The sequence below is a fragment of the Variovorax sp. CCNWLW225 genome (assembly GCF_037204045.1).
In the GTDB taxonomy this organism is placed as follows: Bacteria; Pseudomonadota; Gammaproteobacteria; order Burkholderiales; family Burkholderiaceae_C; genus Variovorax.
Window position 1 is genome coordinate 153,315 of the sequence record NZ_JBBCBV010000009.1, and the last position, 19,326, is coordinate 172,640.

At 68.3% G+C, this 19,326-nt stretch carries 17 protein-coding genes; 13 read left to right on the top strand and 4 right to left on the bottom strand.

The window, feature by feature from the left end; genetic code table 11:
• The first annotated feature begins 1 nt into the window (after position 1).
• From V9L20_RS16770 to V9L20_RS16790, 5 genes are all read left to right on the top strand, one after another.
• Positions 2-907, top strand: coding sequence for an ABC transporter permease (locus V9L20_RS16770; RefSeq protein ID WP_337297461.1), 906 nt, complete (start codon positions 2-4; stop codon positions 905-907).
• 334 nt (positions 908-1,241) lie between these two features.
• On the top strand, positions 1,242-2,282 hold the full coding sequence (locus V9L20_RS16775; protein WP_337297462.1) for an ABC transporter ATP-binding protein: 1,041 nt from the start codon (positions 1,242-1,244) through the stop codon (positions 2,280-2,282).
• A gap of 56 nt (positions 2,283-2,338) precedes the next feature.
• Entirely contained in the window at positions 2,339-3,331 is a 993-nt protein-coding gene (locus V9L20_RS16780; RefSeq protein ID WP_337297492.1) for an ABC transporter ATP-binding protein, read from the top strand.
• A gap of 31 nt (positions 3,332-3,362) precedes the next feature.
• Positions 3,363-4,544, top strand: a complete 1,182-nt coding sequence (locus V9L20_RS16785; RefSeq protein WP_337297463.1) for an amidase — start codon at positions 3,363-3,365, stop codon at positions 4,542-4,544.
• Positions 4,545-4,618: 74 nt separating this feature from the next.
• The gene (locus V9L20_RS16790) at positions 4,619-4,981 is read left to right on the top strand and encodes a TfoX/Sxy family protein (protein WP_337297464.1); all 363 of its coding nucleotides are present in this window, start codon (positions 4,619-4,621) and stop codon (positions 4,979-4,981) included.
• Here V9L20_RS16790 and V9L20_RS16795 read toward each other — a convergent pair whose 3' ends face one another.
• From V9L20_RS16795 to V9L20_RS16805, 3 genes are read right to left on the bottom strand one after another with little or no spacing between them, the layout of a single operon-like run.
• On the bottom strand, positions 4,982-5,500 hold the full coding sequence (locus tag V9L20_RS16795; protein ID WP_337297465.1) for an ureidoglycolate lyase: 519 nt from the start codon (positions 5,498-5,500) through the stop codon (positions 4,982-4,984).
• Positions 5,497-6,960: a UdgX family uracil-DNA binding protein gene (locus V9L20_RS16800; protein ID WP_337297466.1), complete on the bottom strand. Its 1,464-nt coding sequence runs from the start codon at positions 6,958-6,960 to the stop codon at positions 5,497-5,499. Before V9L20_RS16800 ends, V9L20_RS16795 begins: the two co-directional genes overlap by 4 nt.
• Before the next feature lie 15 nt (positions 6,961-6,975).
• On the bottom strand, positions 6,976-8,229 hold the full coding sequence (locus tag V9L20_RS16805) for a putative DNA modification/repair radical SAM protein (protein WP_337297467.1): 1,254 nt from the start codon (positions 8,227-8,229) through the stop codon (positions 6,976-6,978).
• Between the two features lie 253 nt (positions 8,230-8,482).
• On the opposite strand from V9L20_RS16805, the gene V9L20_RS16810 reads away from it, so the two are divergent.
• Entirely contained in the window at positions 8,483-8,611 is a 129-nt protein-coding gene (locus V9L20_RS16810) for a hypothetical protein (protein WP_337297468.1), read from the top strand.
• On the opposite strand, the gene V9L20_RS16815 is transcribed toward V9L20_RS16810, so the two are convergent.
• Positions 8,596-9,516 carry a LysR family transcriptional regulator gene (locus tag V9L20_RS16815; protein WP_337297469.1) on the bottom strand — a complete coding sequence of 307 codons (921 nt, stop codon included), beginning with the start codon at positions 9,514-9,516 and terminating at the stop codon, positions 8,596-8,598. The genes V9L20_RS16810 and V9L20_RS16815 overlap by 16 nt on opposite strands.
• A 124-nt stretch (positions 9,517-9,640) precedes the next feature.
• On the opposite strand from V9L20_RS16815, the gene V9L20_RS16820 reads away from it, so the two are divergent.
• The 7 genes from V9L20_RS16820 to V9L20_RS16850 all read left to right on the top strand — a co-directional run bounded on the left by V9L20_RS16820 (position 9,641) and on the right by V9L20_RS16850 (position 19,301).
• Positions 9,641-11,785, top strand: coding sequence for a 3-hydroxyacyl-CoA dehydrogenase NAD-binding domain-containing protein (locus tag V9L20_RS16820; RefSeq protein WP_337297470.1), 2,145 nt, complete (start codon positions 9,641-9,643; stop codon positions 11,783-11,785).
• Positions 11,786-11,808: 23 nt separating this feature from the next.
• Complete coding sequence (locus V9L20_RS16825; RefSeq protein WP_337297471.1) at positions 11,809-13,017, top strand: acyl-CoA dehydrogenase family protein; 1,209 nt, start codon at positions 11,809-11,811, stop codon at positions 13,015-13,017.
• Positions 13,018-13,030: 13 nt separating this feature from the next.
• On the top strand, positions 13,031-14,173 hold the full coding sequence (locus V9L20_RS16830; RefSeq protein WP_337297472.1) for an acyl-CoA dehydrogenase family protein: 1,143 nt from the start codon (positions 13,031-13,033) through the stop codon (positions 14,171-14,173).
• Positions 14,170-14,982: an oxepin-CoA hydrolase, alternative type gene (locus V9L20_RS16835; RefSeq protein WP_337297473.1), complete on the top strand. Its 813-nt coding sequence runs from the start codon at positions 14,170-14,172 to the stop codon at positions 14,980-14,982. The genes V9L20_RS16830 and V9L20_RS16835 overlap by 4 nt, the downstream gene beginning before the upstream one ends.
• 76 nt (positions 14,983-15,058) lie before the next feature.
• Positions 15,059-16,267 (top strand): CaiB/BaiF CoA transferase family protein, encoded by a 1,209-nt coding sequence (locus V9L20_RS16840; protein WP_337297474.1) that lies wholly within the window; start codon positions 15,059-15,061, stop codon positions 16,265-16,267.
• A 41-nt stretch (positions 16,268-16,308) separates the two neighbouring features.
• Positions 16,309-17,307: a Bug family tripartite tricarboxylate transporter substrate binding protein gene (locus V9L20_RS16845; RefSeq protein ID WP_337297475.1), complete on the top strand. Its 999-nt coding sequence runs from the start codon at positions 16,309-16,311 to the stop codon at positions 17,305-17,307.
• Positions 17,308-17,357: 50 nt separating this feature from the next.
• On the top strand, positions 17,358-19,301 hold the full coding sequence (locus tag V9L20_RS16850) for an acyl-CoA synthetase (protein WP_337297476.1): 1,944 nt from the start codon (positions 17,358-17,360) through the stop codon (positions 19,299-19,301).
• Positions 19,302-19,326: the final 25 nt, after the last annotated feature.

Sequence of the window (19,326 nt, forward strand, 5' to 3'; positions counted from 1 at the left end):
CATGAGCGCACTTCCCTTCCCCTCCCCTGCTGCAGCCGCCGATGTAAAGCCGCTGCCGATGCAGCGCTCGCGCGGCTATTGGACCTCGGCGCTGCTACGCTTCACGCGCGATCCGGTCGCCATGGGCGCCGCCTTGATGGTGCTGCTGCTCATAGGCCTGGCCGTGTTCGGCCCCTGGCTCGCGCCGGCCGACCCTTACGCATCGTCGATGCTCAAGCGGCTCAAGCCCATCGGCACCGAGGGCCTGCCGCTCGGCAGCGACGAGCTGGGCCGCGACATGCTGTCGCGCCTGATCGTCGGTGCGCGGCTGTCGCTGTTCATCGGCATCACCCCGGTGATCTGCGCCTTCGTGCTCGGCACGGTGATCGGCATCGTCGCGGGTTATGCCGGCGGCCTCACCAACACGCTGATCATGCGCACCATCGACGTGTTCTACGCCTTCCCGTCGGTGCTGCTGGCCATTGCGCTGTCGGGCACGCTGGGCGCGGGCGTCGTCAATTCGTTGATCTCGCTCACCATCGTGTTCATTCCGCAAATCGCCCGCGTGGCCGAAAGCGTGACGACGCAGGTGCGCACGCGCGACTACGTGGAGGCGGCGCGCGCCTCGGGCGCAAACCCGTTCACCATCGTGCGGGTGCATGTGCTGGGCAACGTGCTCGGTCCGATCTTCGTGTACGCCACGAGCCTGATCGCGGTGTCGATGATCCTGGCCTCGGGCCTGTCGTTCCTGGGACTGGGCGTAAAGCCGCCGGAGCCGGAGTGGGGCCTGATGCTCAACACGCTGCGCACTGCAATCTATGTGCAGCCGTGGGTTGCTGCGCTGCCTGGGGCGATGATCTTCATCACCTCGATCTCTTTCAATCTCTTGTCCGATGGGTTGCGGTCGGCGATGGACAACAAGGGATGAAGATGGGTGCTTGTTCTTTTGCTTGTTTTGTTTGTCGCGGGCCGTCTTCAGGGCGCTCACCCGCCGACGGGGTACCTTTCTCCGCGAATGTCCCCCGGCCTGCGGCCTCCTCCTTTATTTCGCTGCGCAAGGCACCCCGCCAGCGGGCGCGTTATACGGAGCAGTCGTTGATCAGCGGTACACCAGCAGCGTGCCCCAGTGCACAGGGCATCGGGTGCTCCGCGCAGCGAAATAAAGGAGGAGCCGAAGGCGGGGGACATTCGCGGAGGGGAGTACCCGGTGGCCTTTGCACCTGCCCTGGACAACAGCGCCAAAAACAAAGGAGCACGGCAACATGGACGCACTGAAAGACATCGGCGGCCCCGCACAGCCGCTGCTCACCATCACCGGCCTGGTCAAGCACTTCCCGCTCAAAAAAGACCCTCTAGGCCGTGGCGGCGGTGTAGTGCGCGCCGTCGATGGCGTCGATTTCGAAGTGCTGAAAGGTGAAACGCTGGGTGTGGTCGGCGAATCGGGCTGCGGCAAGTCGACCACCGCGCGGCTGCTGATGCAGCTGATTGCGCCGACCCGGGGCGAGGTGATTTTCGATGGCCGCGAAGTCGGCGGCCGCGAACTTCCGCTCAAGGAATTTCGGCGCCAGGTACAGATGGTGTTCCAGGACAGCTACGCCTCGCTCAACCCGCGCCTCACCATCGAAGACTCGGTTGCCTTCGGTCCGCAGGTGCATGGCGTCAGCCGGCGCGAATCTGTGGCGCGTGCGCGCGATCTTCTCGCGCGCGTGGGCCTGGAGCCACAGCGCTTTGCCGAACGGTATCCGCATGAGCTTTCGGGCGGACAGCGCCAGCGCGTCAACATTGCGCGCGCACTTGCGCTGCAGCCTCGCATGGTGATTCTGGACGAGGCCGTGTCGGCGCTCGACAAGTCGGTGGAAGCACAGGTCATCAACCTGCTGCTCGACCTCAAGGCCGAGTTTGGCCTCACCTATCTTTTTATCAGCCACGACCTCAACGTGGTGCGCTACGTGAGCGACCGCGTCATGGTCATGTACCTCGGCCAGGTGGCCGAGATCGGGCCGGCCGATGCGCTCTACGATGCACCCGCGCATCCCTACACCCGCGCCCTGCTCTCGTCGATGCCGTCCATGGACCCCGACAACCGCACCATGGAAGCAGCGTTGGCTGGCGATCCGCCGAATCCGATCAACCCGCCGTCTGGCTGCCGCTTTCATCCGCGCTGCGCGCTGGCCGCACCGGTGTGCAGCCAGGTCGTGCCCGAGCCCGTCGCCACGGGTTCGCTGCATGCGGCGAGCTGCCTTGTTCTCGAGCCCGGGAGCGGGCACCCGATGGCACAACCGCCGATGAGGCAGGCAGCATGAGCGACAGCAGCAAAACCGATAGCGGCAGCAGCAACGCCATCCCTGTCGGCGAGCCGATGGTCCGCCTGCGCGACCTCAGCGTCACCTTCAGCGGAGGCCGCAAGCCCGTGCATGCGGTCAGCGGCGTGAGCCTGGAAGTGCAGCGCGGCGAAGTGGTCGCGCTGATCGGCGAATCCGGCTCCGGCAAGAGCGTGACCATGCGCACGCTGCTGCGCCTGCACCCGGAGCGCCGCACGCGCATGGGCGGGCAGGTGCAGGTGGCCGGGCGCGACGTGCTTGCAATGCCGGCGCGCGAGCTCGACGATTTTCGCGGCAAGGTCGCTTCGATGATCTTCCAGGAGCCGCTGCTCGCGCTCGACCCGGTGTATTCGGTCGGCGCGCAAATCGTCGAGTCGATCCGTCGGCACGAGAAGAAAGCGACTGCGGCCGAGGCACACCAGCGTGCGCTCGCGCTGTTCGAGCGCGTGCGCATTCCCAGCCCCGAGCGGCGCCTGGCCGCTTACCCGCACGAGATGTCCGGCGGCATGCGCCAGCGCGCCATGATTGCGCTCGCGCTGGCCTGCAAGCCCCAGCTGCTGCTGGCCGACGAGCCGACCACCGCGCTCGACGCCACGGTGCAGATCCAGATCCTGCTGCTGCTGCGCGAACTGCAGCGCGACCTGGGCCTGTCGGTGATCTTCGTGACGCACGACATTGGCGCCGCTGTGGAGGTGGCCGACCGTATTGCCGTGATGTATGCGGGCCGCATCGTCGAGGAAGGCACGGCCCGCGAGTTGATCCGCTCGCCGCGGCACCCCTACACCATCGCGCTGCTCAAGAGCCGTGCGCATGGCGCCCTGGCACGCGGTGCGCGGCTCGAAACCATCGGCGGCGCGCCGCCCGATCTCTCCGCGCTGCCGCCGGGCTGCGCCTTTGCTGAACGCTGCGCGCTTGCCACCGATGCCTGCCGCGCCGCGCAGCCGCCGGTGGTCGAGCTCGCGCCCAACCACCGCGCGCGCTGCATCCACACCGAGGCCGCAGCAGCCATTGCACCCACGCTGGTCGCCTGACCCGCACCGCACAAACTCCTACTGACGCACCATGCCCTTGCACGACCCCGCCCACGCCTTCGTTCCCTACCCCGACGCGCCGGTGCCGCATGCGCCCACCGGCCCGTTGGCCGACCTGAGCTTTGCGGCCAAGGACCTGTTCGACGTGGCCGGCTTTCCCACCGGCGGCGGCAGCCCCATCGTGCTGGCGATGTCGGGCATCAAGAGCCGCACCGCGCCTACCGTGCAGAAGCTGCTCGACGCGGGCGCACGCTTCGCGGGCAAGACCGTGACCGACGAACTCGCGTTCTCGATGAACGGCAACAACGCGCATTTCGGCGCACCGATCAACGGCGCCGCCAAAGACCGCATCACGGGCGGCTCTTCGTCCGGATCGGCCTCGGCGGTGTCGTCGAGCCTTTGCGACTTTGCGCTCGGCACCGACACCGGCGGCTCGGTGCGCGCGCCGGCCAACCATTGCGGCCTGTACGGCCTGCGCCCGACGCATGGCCGCGTGAGCCTGGAGGGCGCACTCGACCTTGCGCCGAGCTTCGACACCTGCGGCTGGTTCGCGCGCGACATCGGCACCTTTGCGCGCGTGGCCGACGTGCTGCTGGGCGCCGACACACCGGCGCTGCCCGAACGCGTGCGCCTGCTAGGGCCCGACGACGTGTGGGGCCTGGCCGCGCCCGCCGCGACGAAGGCGCTGCAAGGCGTGATCGACCGTGTACAAGGCCTGCTCGGACCCGCACAGGGCACGACGGTGGCAATGGAATCGTTCGATGCGATGTACTGGAACTTTCGCTACCTGCAGTCGCGCGAGGCCTGGCTCACCGATGGCCCGCTGATCGAGCGCTATGCGCCGCCGCTGGGCCCGGGCGTGGCCGAGCGCTTTGCATGGTCGCGCGACGTGACCGATGCGCAGGTGGTGGCCGCGCGCGTCTTTCGCACCGCGTTTCGCGCGCACCTGGCTGCGCTGCTGGGCACCGACGGCGTGCTGCTGATGCCGACCATGCCCGACATTGCGCCGCTGCGCAGCGAGAGCGAGGCCGGGCTGGAGGACTACCGCAACCGCGCGATCCGGATGCTGTGCATTGCAGGACTCAGCGGCTTTCCGCAGCTGTCGATGCCGCTGGCGTCGCGCGACGGCGCGCCGCTGGGCATCTCGCTGCTCGGGCCGGCAGGCTCGGACCGCTCGTTGATCCAGCTCGCCCAGCGCATCGCCGCGGGCTGACCCTGCGCGGCGCAGCTTCGCCGGCGTCGGCGACACTGCGCTCTTTTCATCCGGCGCCCTGGCGCCAGCACACCATGTCGGAAGCCTCGCCGCAGTTCGTCGATTTCATCGTGGACCGGCTCTCTGCAATCCCTCGCATCGCCAGGACGCGCTTCTTCGGCGGAACGGGGCTCGTGGCCGATGCCACGCAGTTCGCGATGATCATGGGCAGCACCGTGTACTTCGTGGTGGACGACACCACCCGGCCCAAGTACGAGAAGCTGGGCAGCCAGTGCTTTGCCTACGACACGAAGGCCCGGCGGGTCCAGGTGCGGAAGTATTTCGAGGTGCCCATCGAGATCATCGAAGACCACGAGGCGTTGGCCGAATTGGCCAGGGATGCCGTGCGGGTGGCAAAAAGCCTCGCCACCAAAAAACCGGCCGGCAAGAGCGCCTAGCTAACCCTTCCAGTCGACGACCGCCGGCGCCGGGAGCGTGCACAGGTCGCAATCGACAGCGCCAGCGGCACGCTCGATCACCACGAAGTCGCCCGCATCCACTGCCAGCAGCGCGTGGTGCCAGGTGCCGGGCGCAAGCACCACGCCTTGCCGCCCGTCGGTGACAAAGGCCGCGAGCTCGCCGGCCGCGGCCGGTGCTTCGCCCGCACGCGCGACCACGATCACGAAGCGCCGCTCGCCCAGCGGCACGAAGGTCTGGCTGCCGAGCGCATGACGCTCCATCTCGGCCACTGCGTGCGGAAAACCGCGCGCCGCGGCGCGGAACAGCGCAAGCATCGGCCGGCCGCCGGCGGCATCGAGTTGCAGGTTGTCGAGCAGGTCGAAGCGCCTTGCGTTGCCGCCGTTGATGTCGCGGCCACCCGCGGCGGGCGCCTCGATCACGGTGCCGAAAGGCGCAAAGGCTTGTGGCGTGAGCGGCGCGACCCGCAAGGCGGTTCCGCCGGAAGCTTGTTCGTTCATGCGGCCATTGCAGCAGAAAGCGTGCCGCGCGCCAACGCAAGATCGGCCAGCCAATGGCCGAAGGCTTCGCCGCGCTCCGTGTCAGGCAAGCGCAGCAACGCGGACGGATGCAGGGTGACGAACACGGGCCGGCCATCGCCGCGCTCGTGCAGCCACGCACCGCGCTCGGCCTGCACCGCCACCGGCCGCCCCAGCAGCGTGCGCGCAGCCGTCGCACCCAGCGCCACCAGCCCCTGCGGGCGCACCAGCGAAATCTCGCTGTCGAGCCAGTGCGCGCAGGCTTCGGCCTCGCGCTGGCCCGCGGTCTTGTGGATGCGGCGCTTGCCGCGCAGCTCGTACTTGAAGTGCTTGACGGCGTTGGCCAGGTACACGGTGTCGCGCGCCCAGCCCAGCTGCGCCATTGCGCGATCGAGCAGCTGGCCCGCGGGCCCGACGAAAGGGCGGCCCGCCAGGTCTTCCTGGTCGCCGGCTTGTTCGCCGACCAGCATGTGCGTGGCGCCGAGCGGGCCTTCGCCGCACACGGCCTGCGTGGCGAGCGCGCCGATGGGGCAATCGCGGCAAGCGTGCGCCGCCGCGCGCAGCTCGCCCAGGTCAGCCGGCGCCACGCCCGCCGCCGGCCGCAGGTGCAGCGCGATGGGCGCGCGGATGCGGCGCGGCGCGGTGGGCGACGCCTCGATCATCGACTGGCTGCGCGCCGTGGCCGCTTCGGCCAGCGGCTGGATGAGCGCGGCCTCGGGCAGGTTGTGCCAGTAGCGGCGCGGCATTTCGCGCCGCATCATCGCGAGCTTGAGCCGCGCCGGGTTGAAGATGTGTTCGTAGTAGGTGAGCCAGAGTTGCTCGCCGGCATCGGGCGGCGGCTTCTCGCGGCGGTCGGCGCCGCCCTGGAAGGCAAGCGCCTGGCCGTTCCATTCGACACAGCGCTCGGGCGTGAGGATGGCCCAGCGCATCTGCGCGAAGCGCCGCGCAAAGAACGGCGCGTTGGCCTCGACGATGCGGTGCTCGGGCTCGAACCACGCCACGTGGCGCTCCAGGCCGTCGTCGCCCAGCACGCGGGTGAAGCGCACGAAGGCTCGCATCTTGTGGATGTCGCGGTGCACGGCCTTGGCCATCTGCCGGGCCTGCATCAGGTCGGCGTCGAGCGGATCGTGCCGCAACGCGGGCTCGTGCGAAAGGCGCCACAGCAGCCGGTACAGCAAAGCAAAGCGCTGCGGGTCGCGGTGCAGGATGACGTCGCCGCACAATTCGACGAACCATGCGGGCACGGGCTGCCGCTCTGCGGCGGTAGCAAGCGCCGCCGGCGGCGCGGCATCGTGCGGAGCGCCGAACAGATCGGCGGCATCGCCGGCGGCCTGCGACGCGTTCCATTCGACGCGGTCCGGCGGCACGCCCGCGGCAAGCAGCTGCCGCGCGTGGCGGCGAAAGGCGTCTAGATCGACCGGGTTGTCGAGCCGCACATGCATGGCAAATGACTCGGCTCAGAACAGCGAGGCTTGCGCCGCGCGCTGCGGCTCCGGCGAAGGCATGGGCGCCCCGCGCGACGGCCGGTGTCCGTCCGCGACGACAAACGGCAGCACCTTGCGCGCCGGCACGTGCAACCGCCGCAGGTCGTCCGCACGCACCCGGCGCACGCGCCGCGCCTGCAGCAGCCGCTCGACGGCTTTCACGCCGAGCCCCGGCACGCGAAGCAGCATTTCGCGCGGCGCATGGTTAAGGTCGACCGGAAAGCGGTCGGCATGCGCGAGCGCCCAGGCCAGCTTGGGATCGACGTCGAGCCGCAGCAGGCCATTGGGCTCGGCCACGATTTCCTGGTGCCCGAAGCCGTAGAAGCGCATGAGCCAGTCGGCCTGGTAGAGCCGGTGCTCGCGCATCAGCGGCGGCGCCGCCAGCGGCAGCGCGCGGGCGGCGTCGGGTATGGGGCTGAACGCTGAGTAGTACACGCGCTTGAGCTTGTAGGCGCCGTAGAGGGTGGCGCTCGAGGCGAGGATCTGCCGGTCGTCGGTGGCATCGGCGCCCACGATCATCTGCGTGCTCTGGCCGGCGGGTGCAAAGGGCGGCGGCTTTGCGGCGGCGGGCGCCGCGCCGGGCAGCGCGCGAATCGGCACCACGCGGCGCGCCTCTTCGCGCGTGTCGTCGATGCGCAGGCGCAGCCGCGCCATCGATCGGCGGATGGCGCTTTCGTCCTTCTCGGGGGCGAGCGCCTGCAAGCCTTCGGTGGTCGGCATTTCGACGTTGATGCTCAGGCGGTCTGCATAGCGGCCGGCGCGCGCAATGAGCTCGTCGCTTGCATCGGGAATGGTCTTCAGGTGGATGTAGCCGCGAAAGTCGTGGTCTTCGCGCAGCGTGCGCGCCACCTCGACCACCTGCTCCATCGTGTGGTCCGGCGACTTGATGATCCCGCTCGACAGGAACAGGCCCTCGATGCAGTTGCGGCGGTAGAAGTCGAGCGTGAGCTGCACCACTTCTTCGACGCGAAAACGCGCGCGCGGCACGTTGCTCGACGCGCGGTTGACGCAGTAGAGGCAGTCGTACTGGCAGTGGTTGGTAAGCAGCACCTTCAGCAGCGAGATGCAGCGCCCGTCCGGCGCGAAGCTGTGGCAGATGCCGGCCCCCTCGGTCGAGCCGATGCCGCGCCCGCCGATGGAGTCGCGCGGCTGCGAGCCGCTGGACGCGCACGAGGCGTCGTACTTGGCGGCGTCCGCGAGGATGGCGAGTTTGCGCTGGAGGTCCACGGGAAACTGGGCACTTAAAATACTGTATGAATATACAGCTTTGAAGGCCGTATGTCTTGAAGAGCGGGGAAAGCGCCCAGGCTTTTCACCCGCTAAAGTCGCGGGCTCTCTTCTTCACCCGTGCGCAGCGATGCGCTTTCCGATGCGCCGCTCACCTGCTCTCTCCGCTTTCTTTGTCCTGCCCCTCGCTGCCCTCGTCCTCGCCGGATGCGCCGCGCGGCCCGCGCCCCGTGTCACCTGGCTCGGCGACGGCGTGTTCAAGTCGCCCAGCCCGCAGGACGCCGAGGCCTACTGCCGCAATTTCGGCGCTCCGATGCGCTATCTCGACCCCAAGGGGTCGCGCGCGCCGGTCGTCGGCGAAGTCACCTACCGCTGCGACTGATCGGCCGGGTCCGTGGCGGGCGGCCGCACCCGCTCCAGAATGAAGTCGATGAAGGTGCGGATCGCCCGCGTGTGCTGCCGGTTCGGCATGTAGAGCATGAACATCTGCGTGCCGAAAATGCTCAGGCGCCAGTCGTCCAGCGTGGTCACCACCTCGCCACGGCGCACGTCGTCCTGCACCACGTAGTCGGGCACCAGGCCGATGCCGAGCCCCGCGAGGATGGCCTGGCGCAGGAACAAGAAGTTTTCTGAAATCAGCGTTGGCTCCAGGATCACCTCGCGCCGGGTCTCACCCTGGTAGGCCGACACGCGCAGTTCCCGGCCGATGACCGCGGCGGTGACCACCGGCGCGCCCTGCAGCTCGTCCAGCTGCACCGGCAGCGGATGCTTCTGCGCATAGTCGCGCGAGGCGCAGGCTACGTAGCGCACCGGCCCCAGCTCCCGCGCCACCAGGTTCTGCGGGGGCTCGGGCACCACGCGGATCGCAATGTCGACCTCGTCGCGCAGCAGGTCCTCGATGCGGTTTTCGAACACCACGTCGAGCACGATGCCGGGGTACTGGCGCTTGAAGTCGATCAGCCAGTCGGCCATGACCAGCTGGCCGTAGCCGCTGGGCACGCTCAGCCGCACGCGGCCCTGCAAGCCCTGGCCCAGCGTGGTGACGGATTCTTTTGCGGCCAGCAGTTCGGTCTGGATGGCGACGCCATGCTGGTAGAGGCGCAGGCCTATCTCGGTGGGCTCGGCGCGGCGGGTGGTGCGCCGCACCAGCTGGGCGCCGACCGAGCGTTCCAGCTGGTTCAGGTGGTAGCTGACGTTGGCACGGCTCATCTTGAGGCGGCGTGCCGCCGCGCTCAGGTTGCCCGCGTCGAGGATTTCCACCAGCAAGGTCAGCGATTGGAGGTCCATGCACCGGATTGTGTCAAAAATCCTTTGACAGTCTGTCAACCCTCTATGCAATTGTCAAAGCCGCGCATCGGGCAAAGAATGCTGGGTTCACCCTGGAACCCGCAAGAGACAAGAGAGACAAGACATGGCCATCACCGACTCCAGCCTTCCCGCGTCTTCTTCCAACCCCGTCAGCTTCGAGCGCGCCCCACATCCGGGCGGCGTGTTCGTGGTGACCATCGACAACCCGCCGGTCAACGCCTTGGGCGTGGATGTGCGCCGCGGCCTGGTGGCCGCCATCGAGGCGGCGGAGGCCGACAGCGCGGCCGCCGCGGTGCTGATCGTCGGTGCGGGCCGCAACTTCATCGCGGGCGCGGACATCCGCGAGTTCGGCAAGACGCCGCAGCCGCCCTCGTTGCCCGAGGTGTGCCTGAAGATCGAGAACTGCACGAAGCCTGTGATTGCCGCCATCCACGGCGCGGCATTGGGCGGCGGGCTTGAAGTGGCGCTGTCGGCGCACTACCGCCTTGCCGCGCCTTCGGCCAAGCTGGGCCTGCCCGAAGTGCAGCTTGGCCTCTTGCCCGGCTCGGGCGGCACGCAGCGCGCGCCGCGCCTTATCGGCGTGAAGCCCGCGCTCGAGCTGATGCTCAGCGGCCGCCATGCGGGTGCGAAGGAAGCACTGTCGCTCGGGCTGGTCGACCGCCTGGGCACCCAGGCCGACGCGCGCGCCGAAGGCCTGGCCTATGCGCAGGAACTCGCCGCCGCCAAGGCACCGGTGCGCCGCACGCGCGAGGCCGCCGGCCTGGCCGATGCCGACGGCAGCCGCGCCGCATTGGAAGCAGCGCGCGCCGACACCGCCAAGAAGAGCCGCGGGCTTTTCTCGCCGATGAAGATCATCGAAGCGGTCGAAGCCGCGCTCACGCTGCCATTCGACGAAGGCATGGCGCTGGAGCGCAAGCTGTTCCTGCAGTGCATCGACAGCCCGCAGCGCGCCGGCCTGATCCACGCCTTCTTCGCCGAGCGCGAAGTGCTGAAGGCGCCCGAAACCAAGGCCGCCAAGCCGCGCGCGCTCGAATCGGCCGGCATCATCGGCGGCGGCACCATGGGCGCGGGCATCGCGGTGGCAATGCTCGACGCGGGCCTGCCCGTGACCATGATCGAGCGCGACGAGCCCAGCCTCGCGCGCGGCCGCCAGCACGTCGAGAAGGTGTACGACGGCCTCATCGCCAAGGGCCGCATGACGCCCGAAGCCAAGGCCGCCGTGATGGCACGCTTCTCGGGCTCCACCTCTTACGACGCGCTCGCGCAGGCCGACATCGTGGTCGAAGCGGTATTCGAAGACATGGGCGTGAAGAAGGCGGTGTTCGCCGAACTCGACCGCGTGTGCAAGCCCGGCGCGGTGCTGGCCACCAACACCTCGTACCTCGACATCGACGAGATCGCGGCCAGCATCTCGCGCCCGCAGGACGTGGTGGGCCTGCACTTCTTCTCGCCGGCCAACATCATGAAGCTGCTCGAGATCGTGGTGCCCGCCAAGGTGAGCGCCGACGTGGTGGCCACGGGCTTCGAGCTTGCGAAGAAACTCAAGAAGGTGCCCGTGCGCGCGGGCGTGTGCGACGGCTTCATCGGCAACCGCATCCTCGCCGTGTACCGCCAGGCCGCCGACCACATGATGGAAGACGGCGCCTCGCCCTACCAGATCGACGAGGCGGTGCGCAACTTCGGCTATCCGATGGGGCCGTTCCAGGTGTCGGACCTGGCGGGCGGCGACATCGGTTGGGCCACGCGCAAGCGCAAGGCCGCCACGCGCAACCCGAAGGCGCGCTACGTGCAGATTGCCGACCGCATCTGCGAGCGCGGCTGGTTCGGCCAGAAGACGCAGCGCGGCTACTACCTGTACCCGGAACGCGCGCGCACCGGCGTGCCCGACCCCGAGGTGCTGGCCATCATCGACGCCGAGCGCGAGCGCGCCGGCATCGAGCCGCGCGCCTTCACGGAAGAAGAAATCATGCGCCGCTACATGGCCGCGATGATCAACGAGGGCGCGAACGTGGTGCACCAGCGCATCGCGCTGCGCCCGCTCGACGTGGACGTGACCTTTCTCTACGGTTACGGCTTCCCGCGCCACCGCGGCGGCCCGATGAAATACGCCGACACCGTGGGCCTGCCCAAGGTGCTGGCCGACATCCACGAATTCGCGAAGCAAGACCCGCTCTTCTGGCAGCCCTCGCCGCTGCTGGTCGACCTGGTCGAACGCGGCGCGAACTTCGACAGCCTCAACCACGCCTGAACCCCTTAGGAAGAAGCGACGCCATGGACCTGAACTTCACCCCCGAAGAAGAAGCCTTCCGCGCGGAAGTGCGCGCCTTCCTCGCCGACAAGCTGCCCGCGCGCCTCTCGGCCAAGGTCAGCAGCGGCAAGATCCTCGCCAAGGCGGACATGGAGGAGTGGCACGCCATCCTCAACGAACGCGGCTGGCTTGCGAACCACTGGCCCGAGCAGTACGGCGGCCCGGGCTGGACGGCAGTCGAGAAGTTCATCTTCGAACATGAATGCGCGCTGGCCTTCGCGCCGCGCATCGTGCCCTTCGGTGTGAACATGCTGGGGCCGGTGCTCATCAAGTACGGCAACGAGGCGCAAAAGCGCCATTGGCTGCCGCGCATCCTCGACGGCTCCGACTGGTGGTGCCAGGGCTACTCGGAACCCGGCGCGGGCTCCGACCTGGCGGCGGTAAAGACATCGGCCGTCCGCGGCATCGACGCCCAGGGCGACCACTACATCGTGAACGGCCAGAAGACCTGGACCACGCTGGGCCAGCACGCCAACATGATCTTCTGCCTGGTGCGCACCAACCGCGAGGCGAAGAAGCAAGAGGGCATCAGCTTCCTGTTGATCGACATGACTTCCCCCGGCGTGGAAGTGCGCCCGATCATCACGCTCGACGGCGAGCATGAAGTGAACGAGGTGTTCTTCTCCGACGTGCGCGTGCCGGCCGAAAACCTCGTGGGCGAAGAGAACAAGGGCTGGACCTGCGCCAAGTACCTGCTCACCTACGAGCGCACCAACATCGCGGGCGTGGGCTTCTCGGTGGCCGCGCTCGAACAGCTCAAGGGCATTGCGGCCACGCAGACGAAAAACGGCAAGCCGCTGGCGGAAGACCCGGCGTTCGCGGCGCGCATGGCGCGTGTCGAGATCGACCTGGAGAACATGAAGACGACGAACCTGCGCGTGATTGCCGCCGTGGCGGGTGGCGGCGTGCCGGGCGCGGAAAGCTCGATGCTCAAGATTCGCGGCACCGAGATCCGGCAAGAGATTTCTTCGCTGGCGCGCCGCGCGACGGGCGTGTACGGGCGGCCCTTCATCGAGGAAGCGCTGCACGACGGTTTCGACGGCGAGACCTTCGGCCCGGCCTACGCATCGGCCGCGGCCGCGCGCTACTTCAACAACCGCAAGCTGTCGATCTTCGGCGGCTCGAATGAAATCCAGAAGAACATCATCTCCAAGATGATCCTCGGGCTGTAAAGGAGACACGCACATGAACTTCGAACACACCGAAGACCGGCGCATGCTCGCCGACAGCCTGAACCGCTTCATCGCCGAGCAGTACGCGTTCGATGCGCGCGACCGCATCGCGAAGTCGCAGCACGGGTTCAGCAAGGAGATCTTCCAGCAGTTCGCAGAACTGGGCGTGATCGGCGCGCTCTTCAGCGAGGCCGATGGCGGCTTCGGCGGCGGCGGCTTCGACATTGCCGTGGTCTTCGAGGCGCTGGGCCGCGGCCTCGTGGTCGAGCCGCTGCTGGGCGCGGTGATGGTTGGCGAAGCGCTCAGCGCAGCCGGCAGCGATGCGCAGAAAGAAAAGCTCGGCGACATCATCAACGGCGCCATCGTTACCGCCTTTGCACACGACGAAGCCGGCGCGCACTACGAGCGCACGCACGTTGCCACCCGCGCCGAGCGCAGCGGCGACGGCTGGGTGCTGAGCGGTGCCAAGGCGGTCGTGCCGCACGGCGAGCAGGCCGACCTGTTGCTGGTTTCCGCCCGCACATCGGGCGGCGTGAACGACGAGGCCGGCATCTCGCTGTTTCTGGTGCCCGCAAAGACGCCGGGCCTCACGGTGCGCGGCTGCCCCGCCATCGACGGCGGCCGCGTGGCCGAACTCGCATTCGACGGCGTGAAGCTGGGTGCCGATGCACTGCTGGGCACCGAAGGCCAGGGCCACGCCACGCTGGAGCGCGCCATCGGCCGCGGCGTGCTCGCGCTGTGTGCCGAAGCCGTGGGCGCCATGGAAGCCGCCAAGACCGCCACGCTCGATTACCTGCGCACGCGCAAGCAGTTCGGCACGTTGATCGGCAGCTTTCAGGCACTGCAGCACCGCATGGCCGACCTGCTGCTCGAGATCGAACAGGCGCGCTCGGCGGTGATCAATGCGGCAGCCGCCATCGATGGTGCGGATCGCATCACGCGCGAACGCGCGCTCTCGGCCGCCAAGTTCAGCATCGGCCGCATCGGCGCGCTGGTGGCCGAAGAAAGCATCCAGATGCATGGCGGCATCGGCATGACCTGGGAGCTGCCGCTGCCGCACTATGCCAAGCGGCTCGTGATGATCGACCACCAGCTCGGCGACGAAGACCATCATCTGCAGCGCTACATCGCGCTTGGCAAGGAGACCGTGCAATGAGCGACAAGACCGTGCTCATCACCCAGCAGGGTGCCGTCCGCATCCTGACCAACAGCAACCCGGACGCGCGCAACGCGATCACGCCAACGCTGTATGCGGAACTGAGCGCCGCGCTTGCCGACGCGCAGGACGACCCCGAAGTCGGCGCCATCGTCTTCACCGGCGCGGGCGATTTCTTCTGCTCGGGCGGCGACCTGAACCTGCTGGCCAAGCGCCGCGAACTGCCTGCTTCGGAGCGCCGCGAAAAGCTCGAAGGCCTGAACAACCTGATCCGCGCCATTCGCGATTGCGGCAAGCCCGTCATCGCGGCCGTGGAAGGCGGTGCGGCGGGCGCAGGCCTGTCGATGGCGCTGGCCTGCGACATGCTGGTGTCGGCGCGCGACGCGTTCTACACCGTGGCCTACGTCAAGGTCGGCCTCACGCCGGACGGCGGCGCCACGGCTTTTCTGTCGGAGTTCGTCTCGCGCCAGGTGCTCACCGAAATGTGCCTGACCGGCGACCGCATGACGGCCGAGCGCCTGCATGCGCTGGGCGCGGTCAACCGGCTCACCGACAAGGGCGTCGCGCTGGCCGAGGCCGTTGCACTCGCCGCGAAGGTGGCCAACGGCCCGCAGCGCGCGAGCGCGCGCATCAAGACGCTGTGCCGCCAGGCGCACCGCGCCACGCTCGAGGAACAGCTCGAGGCCGAGGCCGTGTACATGGTCGAGTCGCAGGCCGATGCCGAAGCGGCCGAGGGCATTGGCGCCTTTCTCGGCAAGCGCACGGCGGATTTCGCGGCGCTGCGCCGGCAGAAACCGAACGCCTCCTGACGCTCCCGGCCGCATTCACCCCATATCACGCCTCGCACACGCTGCGGGGCTTTCTCGTTTCAAGGGAGTTGCTCTCATGCCCATGCTGAATTCCTCGCTGCCGCTTGCCGGCGTGCGCGTTCTCGATCTGTCCCGCATCCTTGCGGGCCCCTGGTGCGGCATGGTGCTGGCCGACATGGGCGCCGAAGTCATCAAGGTCGAGCACCCGGGCCGCGGCGACGACACGCGCGACTGGGGCCTGCGTGTCGGCAACACCGAGACGGCCTACTTCAACAGCGTGAACCGCAACAAGCGCTCGGTCACGCTCGACCTGCAAACGCCCGAAGGCCAGCAGATTGCGCGCGACCTTGCCAGGCAGTGCGATGTGGTGATCCAGAACTTCAAGTTCGGCGGCATCGACAAGCTCGGCCTCGGCTACGAACAGCTCAGCAAGGAACAGCCCGGGCTCATCTACTGCTCGATCTCAGGCTACGACCGCACCGGCCCCGAGGCCGCGCGCCCCGGCTACGACCTGGTGGTGCAGGGCGAGGCGGGCCTGATGGCGCTGAACGGCGAAGCCAACCAGCCGCCGCTGAAATTCGGCGTGGCCGTGGTCGACCTGTTCACCGGCATGTACTCGGCCCAGGCCGTGCTGGCCGCGCTGTACCAGCGCGAAAAAACCGGCAAGGGACGCCACGTAGAGATGGCGCTGTTCGACTGCGGCCTGATGATCACCGCCTACTACGGGCTGGAAGCACTGCTGATGGGCGAAGACCCGCCGCGCTACGGCAACTCGCATCCGTCGATCGTGCCCTACGGCGTGTTCGACGCGGCGGATGGTCCGCTGGTCATTACGGTGGGCAACAACGCCCAGTTCTCGCGCTTTTGCACCGACGTGCTCGAGCGGCCTGACCTCGCGGCGGACGAACGTTTCAAGACCAACATCCTGCGTTCGGCAAACCGCGCAGTGCTGCTGCCTGAGCTGCATGCCGAACTGGCCAAGCGCCAGCGCGCCGACCTGCTGGCCAAGCTCACGCAATCGGGCATTCCGTGCGGCGAGGTGCTGGGCCTGCTCGAAGCGCTGAACTCCAAGCGCGCGGCCGACGCGGGCCTTGTCACCGAGCAGCCGCATCCGGTGGCCGGCAAGGTCAACGTGCTGGCACCGCCCTACCGCTTCGACGGCGAGCGCCTGCCGGTGCGCAGCGCGCCGCCGCAACTGGGCGAAGCCACGCACGAGGTGCTGCAGTCGCTGCTCGGCCTTTCGGACGACAAGCTCGCGCAACTTAAATCGAACGGCGTTCTCTGAAGACGCTCTTTCCTTCTCCTCATTGATTCCCTGAAGAAGTCATGGCATTTCCTTTCTCCCGCTCCCTTCGCAATCCCGCACGCCGCGCGCTCATCGCCCTGGCCCTTCCGCTGGTGGCAGGCGCCGCCTTCGCAGAGGCCTGGCCGGCCAAGCCGATCACCGTGGTCGTGCCCTTTCCGCCAGGCGGCCCGACCGACGTGGCCACGCGCATCGTGGCGCAGAAGATGTCGCAGGGCCTGAAGCAGAACATCCTCATCGACAACCGCAGCGGCGCCTCGGGCACCATCGGCGCGGCGGCTGCCGCCAAGGCCGCGCCCGACGGCTACACCTTCGTGATGCTGGCCACGCCCACGCTGCTGGCCGCGCACCTGTACGGCCCCACGCCCTACGACATCTTCAAGAGCTTCACGCCCGTGGGCACGGTGTACGACCTGCCGATCGTGATGGTGGTCAATCCGAAGTCGCTGCCCGAAGTCACCGGCCTGCAAGGCCTGATTGCCAAGGCCAAGGCCGAAGGCGGCAAGCTCAACTACACGACCGCGGGCGCCGGCAGCTTCGGCCACCTGACCACTGAGCAGCTCAAGAACATCGGCAAGTTCGACATGCAGCACGTGCCCTACCGCGGCAGCGCGCCGGCCGTGACCGACCTGATCGGCGGACAGGTGCCGGCCATGTTCTCGGACCTGGTGGCGGTGATGCCGCACATCCGCGCCGGCACGCTGCGCGCCATTGCAGTCGGCTCGGGCAAGCGCGTGAGCTTGCTGCCCGATGTGAAGACGGTGGCCGAACAGGGCTTCCCCGGCTTCGATGCGACCTCTTGGGGCGGCCTGCTGGCGCCGGCGGGCACGCCCAAGGACGTGGTCGACCGCATGAGCGCCGAACTGAAGAACGCGCTGGCCGACAAGGACGTGCAGGACAAGCTCGAAAGCGTCGGCTCCTTTGCGGCCTACGGTACGCCCGAGCAAACGGGCACGCGCATGCGCCAGGATTTCGAGCGCTGGGGCAAGGTCATTCGCGACAACAAGATCACGAACCAGTAAAACAGCGCTTCGCAACGCGGCCGGCAAAGAGACAACATCAGGAGACACGCATGGCAGACAGCAAGAAGACGAAGGTGGCCGGCGAGCCGTTCCGCCCCCAGTTTCCGGTGCGCAGCCTGGCCGATATCCGCAGGCTCGAGGAAACGCCGCTCGAGCAGGCGCTGACGGTGCGCAGCACCTACGAGATCTTTCGCAACGCAGGCGCGGCCTTTGGCGGCAAGACGGCGCTCACCTTTCTTCGCACCGGCAACCCGGCCGACGAGCCGATTCGCTGGTCGTATGCCGACTTGCTCGCGGGCATCCACCAGACCGCGAACATGCTGCATGCGCTGGGTGTGGGCCCCCAAGACGCGGTGGCGGTGCTGCTGCCGGGCTGCCTCGAATACCACCTGGCGCTCTGGGGCGGCGAAGCGGCCGGCATCGTGCAGCCGCTCAACCCGCTGCTCACCGACGAGAAGCTGGTGGCGCTGATGACGGCCGGCCGCGCCAAGGTGCTGATTGCCTACGGCTCGGACAGTGAATCGGGCATGTGGTCGAAGGCGATGCGGCTGCGCAGCCAGGTGCCGACACTCACCACCGTGCTGCGCGTGGCGCCGCACGACGAGGCGCCGGGCGCCGCGGGCGCGCTGCCCGAAGGTGTCGCCGAGTTCAACACGCTGCGCGCCGCGCAGCCTGCCGACCGGCTCGTGAGCGGCCGAGACATCGCACCCACCGACATTGCCGCCTACTTTCACACCGGCGGCACCACCGGCGCGCCCAAGCTCGCGCGCCACAGCCACGGCGCGCAGGTGTTCACCGCCTGGGCCAGCGTGCAGGTCGCGGGCATGAACGACCAGGGCATCTCGATCAACGGCTATCCGCTGTTCCACGTGGCGGGCGTGCTGCCGGCCTCTCTGGCGTCGCTCTCGGCCGGGGTGGAAGTGATCATTCCGACGACCTCGCTGCTGCGCAACAAGGAGGTGCTGGCCAACTACTGGAAGCTGGTCGAGAAGTACCGGCCCACCTCGCTCTCGGCCGTGCCCACGGTGCTGGCCGCATTGGCGAACGTGCCGCTGGACGGCGCCGACATTTCATCGATCGGCTACTGCCGCACGGGCGCTGCGGTGCTCTCGCCGGAGCTGGCCGCGCGCTTCGAGCGGCTGTTCGGCCTGCACGTGCACGAGAGCCTGGGCATGACCGAGATGGCCGGCATCTCGACCATCACGCCGCCGGGCGTGGACGGGCCGGCGGGCTGCGTCGGCTTTCCGCTGCCGTATATGCAAATGCGCATCGTGGCGCTCGACGAAAGCGGCAACGCCAGCGACCGCGACCTGCCGCCGGGCGAGCAGGGCATGGTGCTGTTCAAGTCGCCCAACCTGTTCTCTGGCTTTGTCGATCCGGCGGACAACGCCAAGGCCTTCACGGCCGACGGCTGGCTTGCGACCGGCGACCTGGGCTGGATCGATGGCGAAGGGCGGCTCAACCTGAGCGGCCGCTCGAAGGACCTGATCATTCGCAGCGGCCACAACATCGACCCCAAGGTGATCGAGGACGCTCTGGGCGCGCATCCGGCGGTGCAGCTGTGCGCGGCGGTGGGTGCGCCCGATGCGTATGCGGGCGAACTGCCGGTGGTGTTCGCAACACTGGTGCCGGGTGCGTCGGCCACCGAGGACGAGCTGCTGGCCTTCACCGCCGGGCGCGTGGACGAGGCACCCGCCAAGCCCAAGTCTGTGATCGTCATCGAGAACATGCCGATGACCAACGTCGGCAAGATCTACAAGCCCGAGTTGCGCGCCATGGCGGCGAGCCGCGTGGTGGCGGCCGCGGTGGTGCAGATCTGCAACGAGCTCGGCGTGGCGGAAGCCGCCCGGCCGAGCGTGCGCAGCGAGGGCGAAAGCCTGGTGGAGGTGCGCGTCGACGCAGCCGCCGCGGGCACGCTTGCGGCGGCGCTGCAGCAGCGGATCGAAGCGGCGCTTGCGCCGCTGCCGTTCAGGACCAGGGTGCGCACGGAATAGCCGAGGCACCGGCTGACTGGCGGCA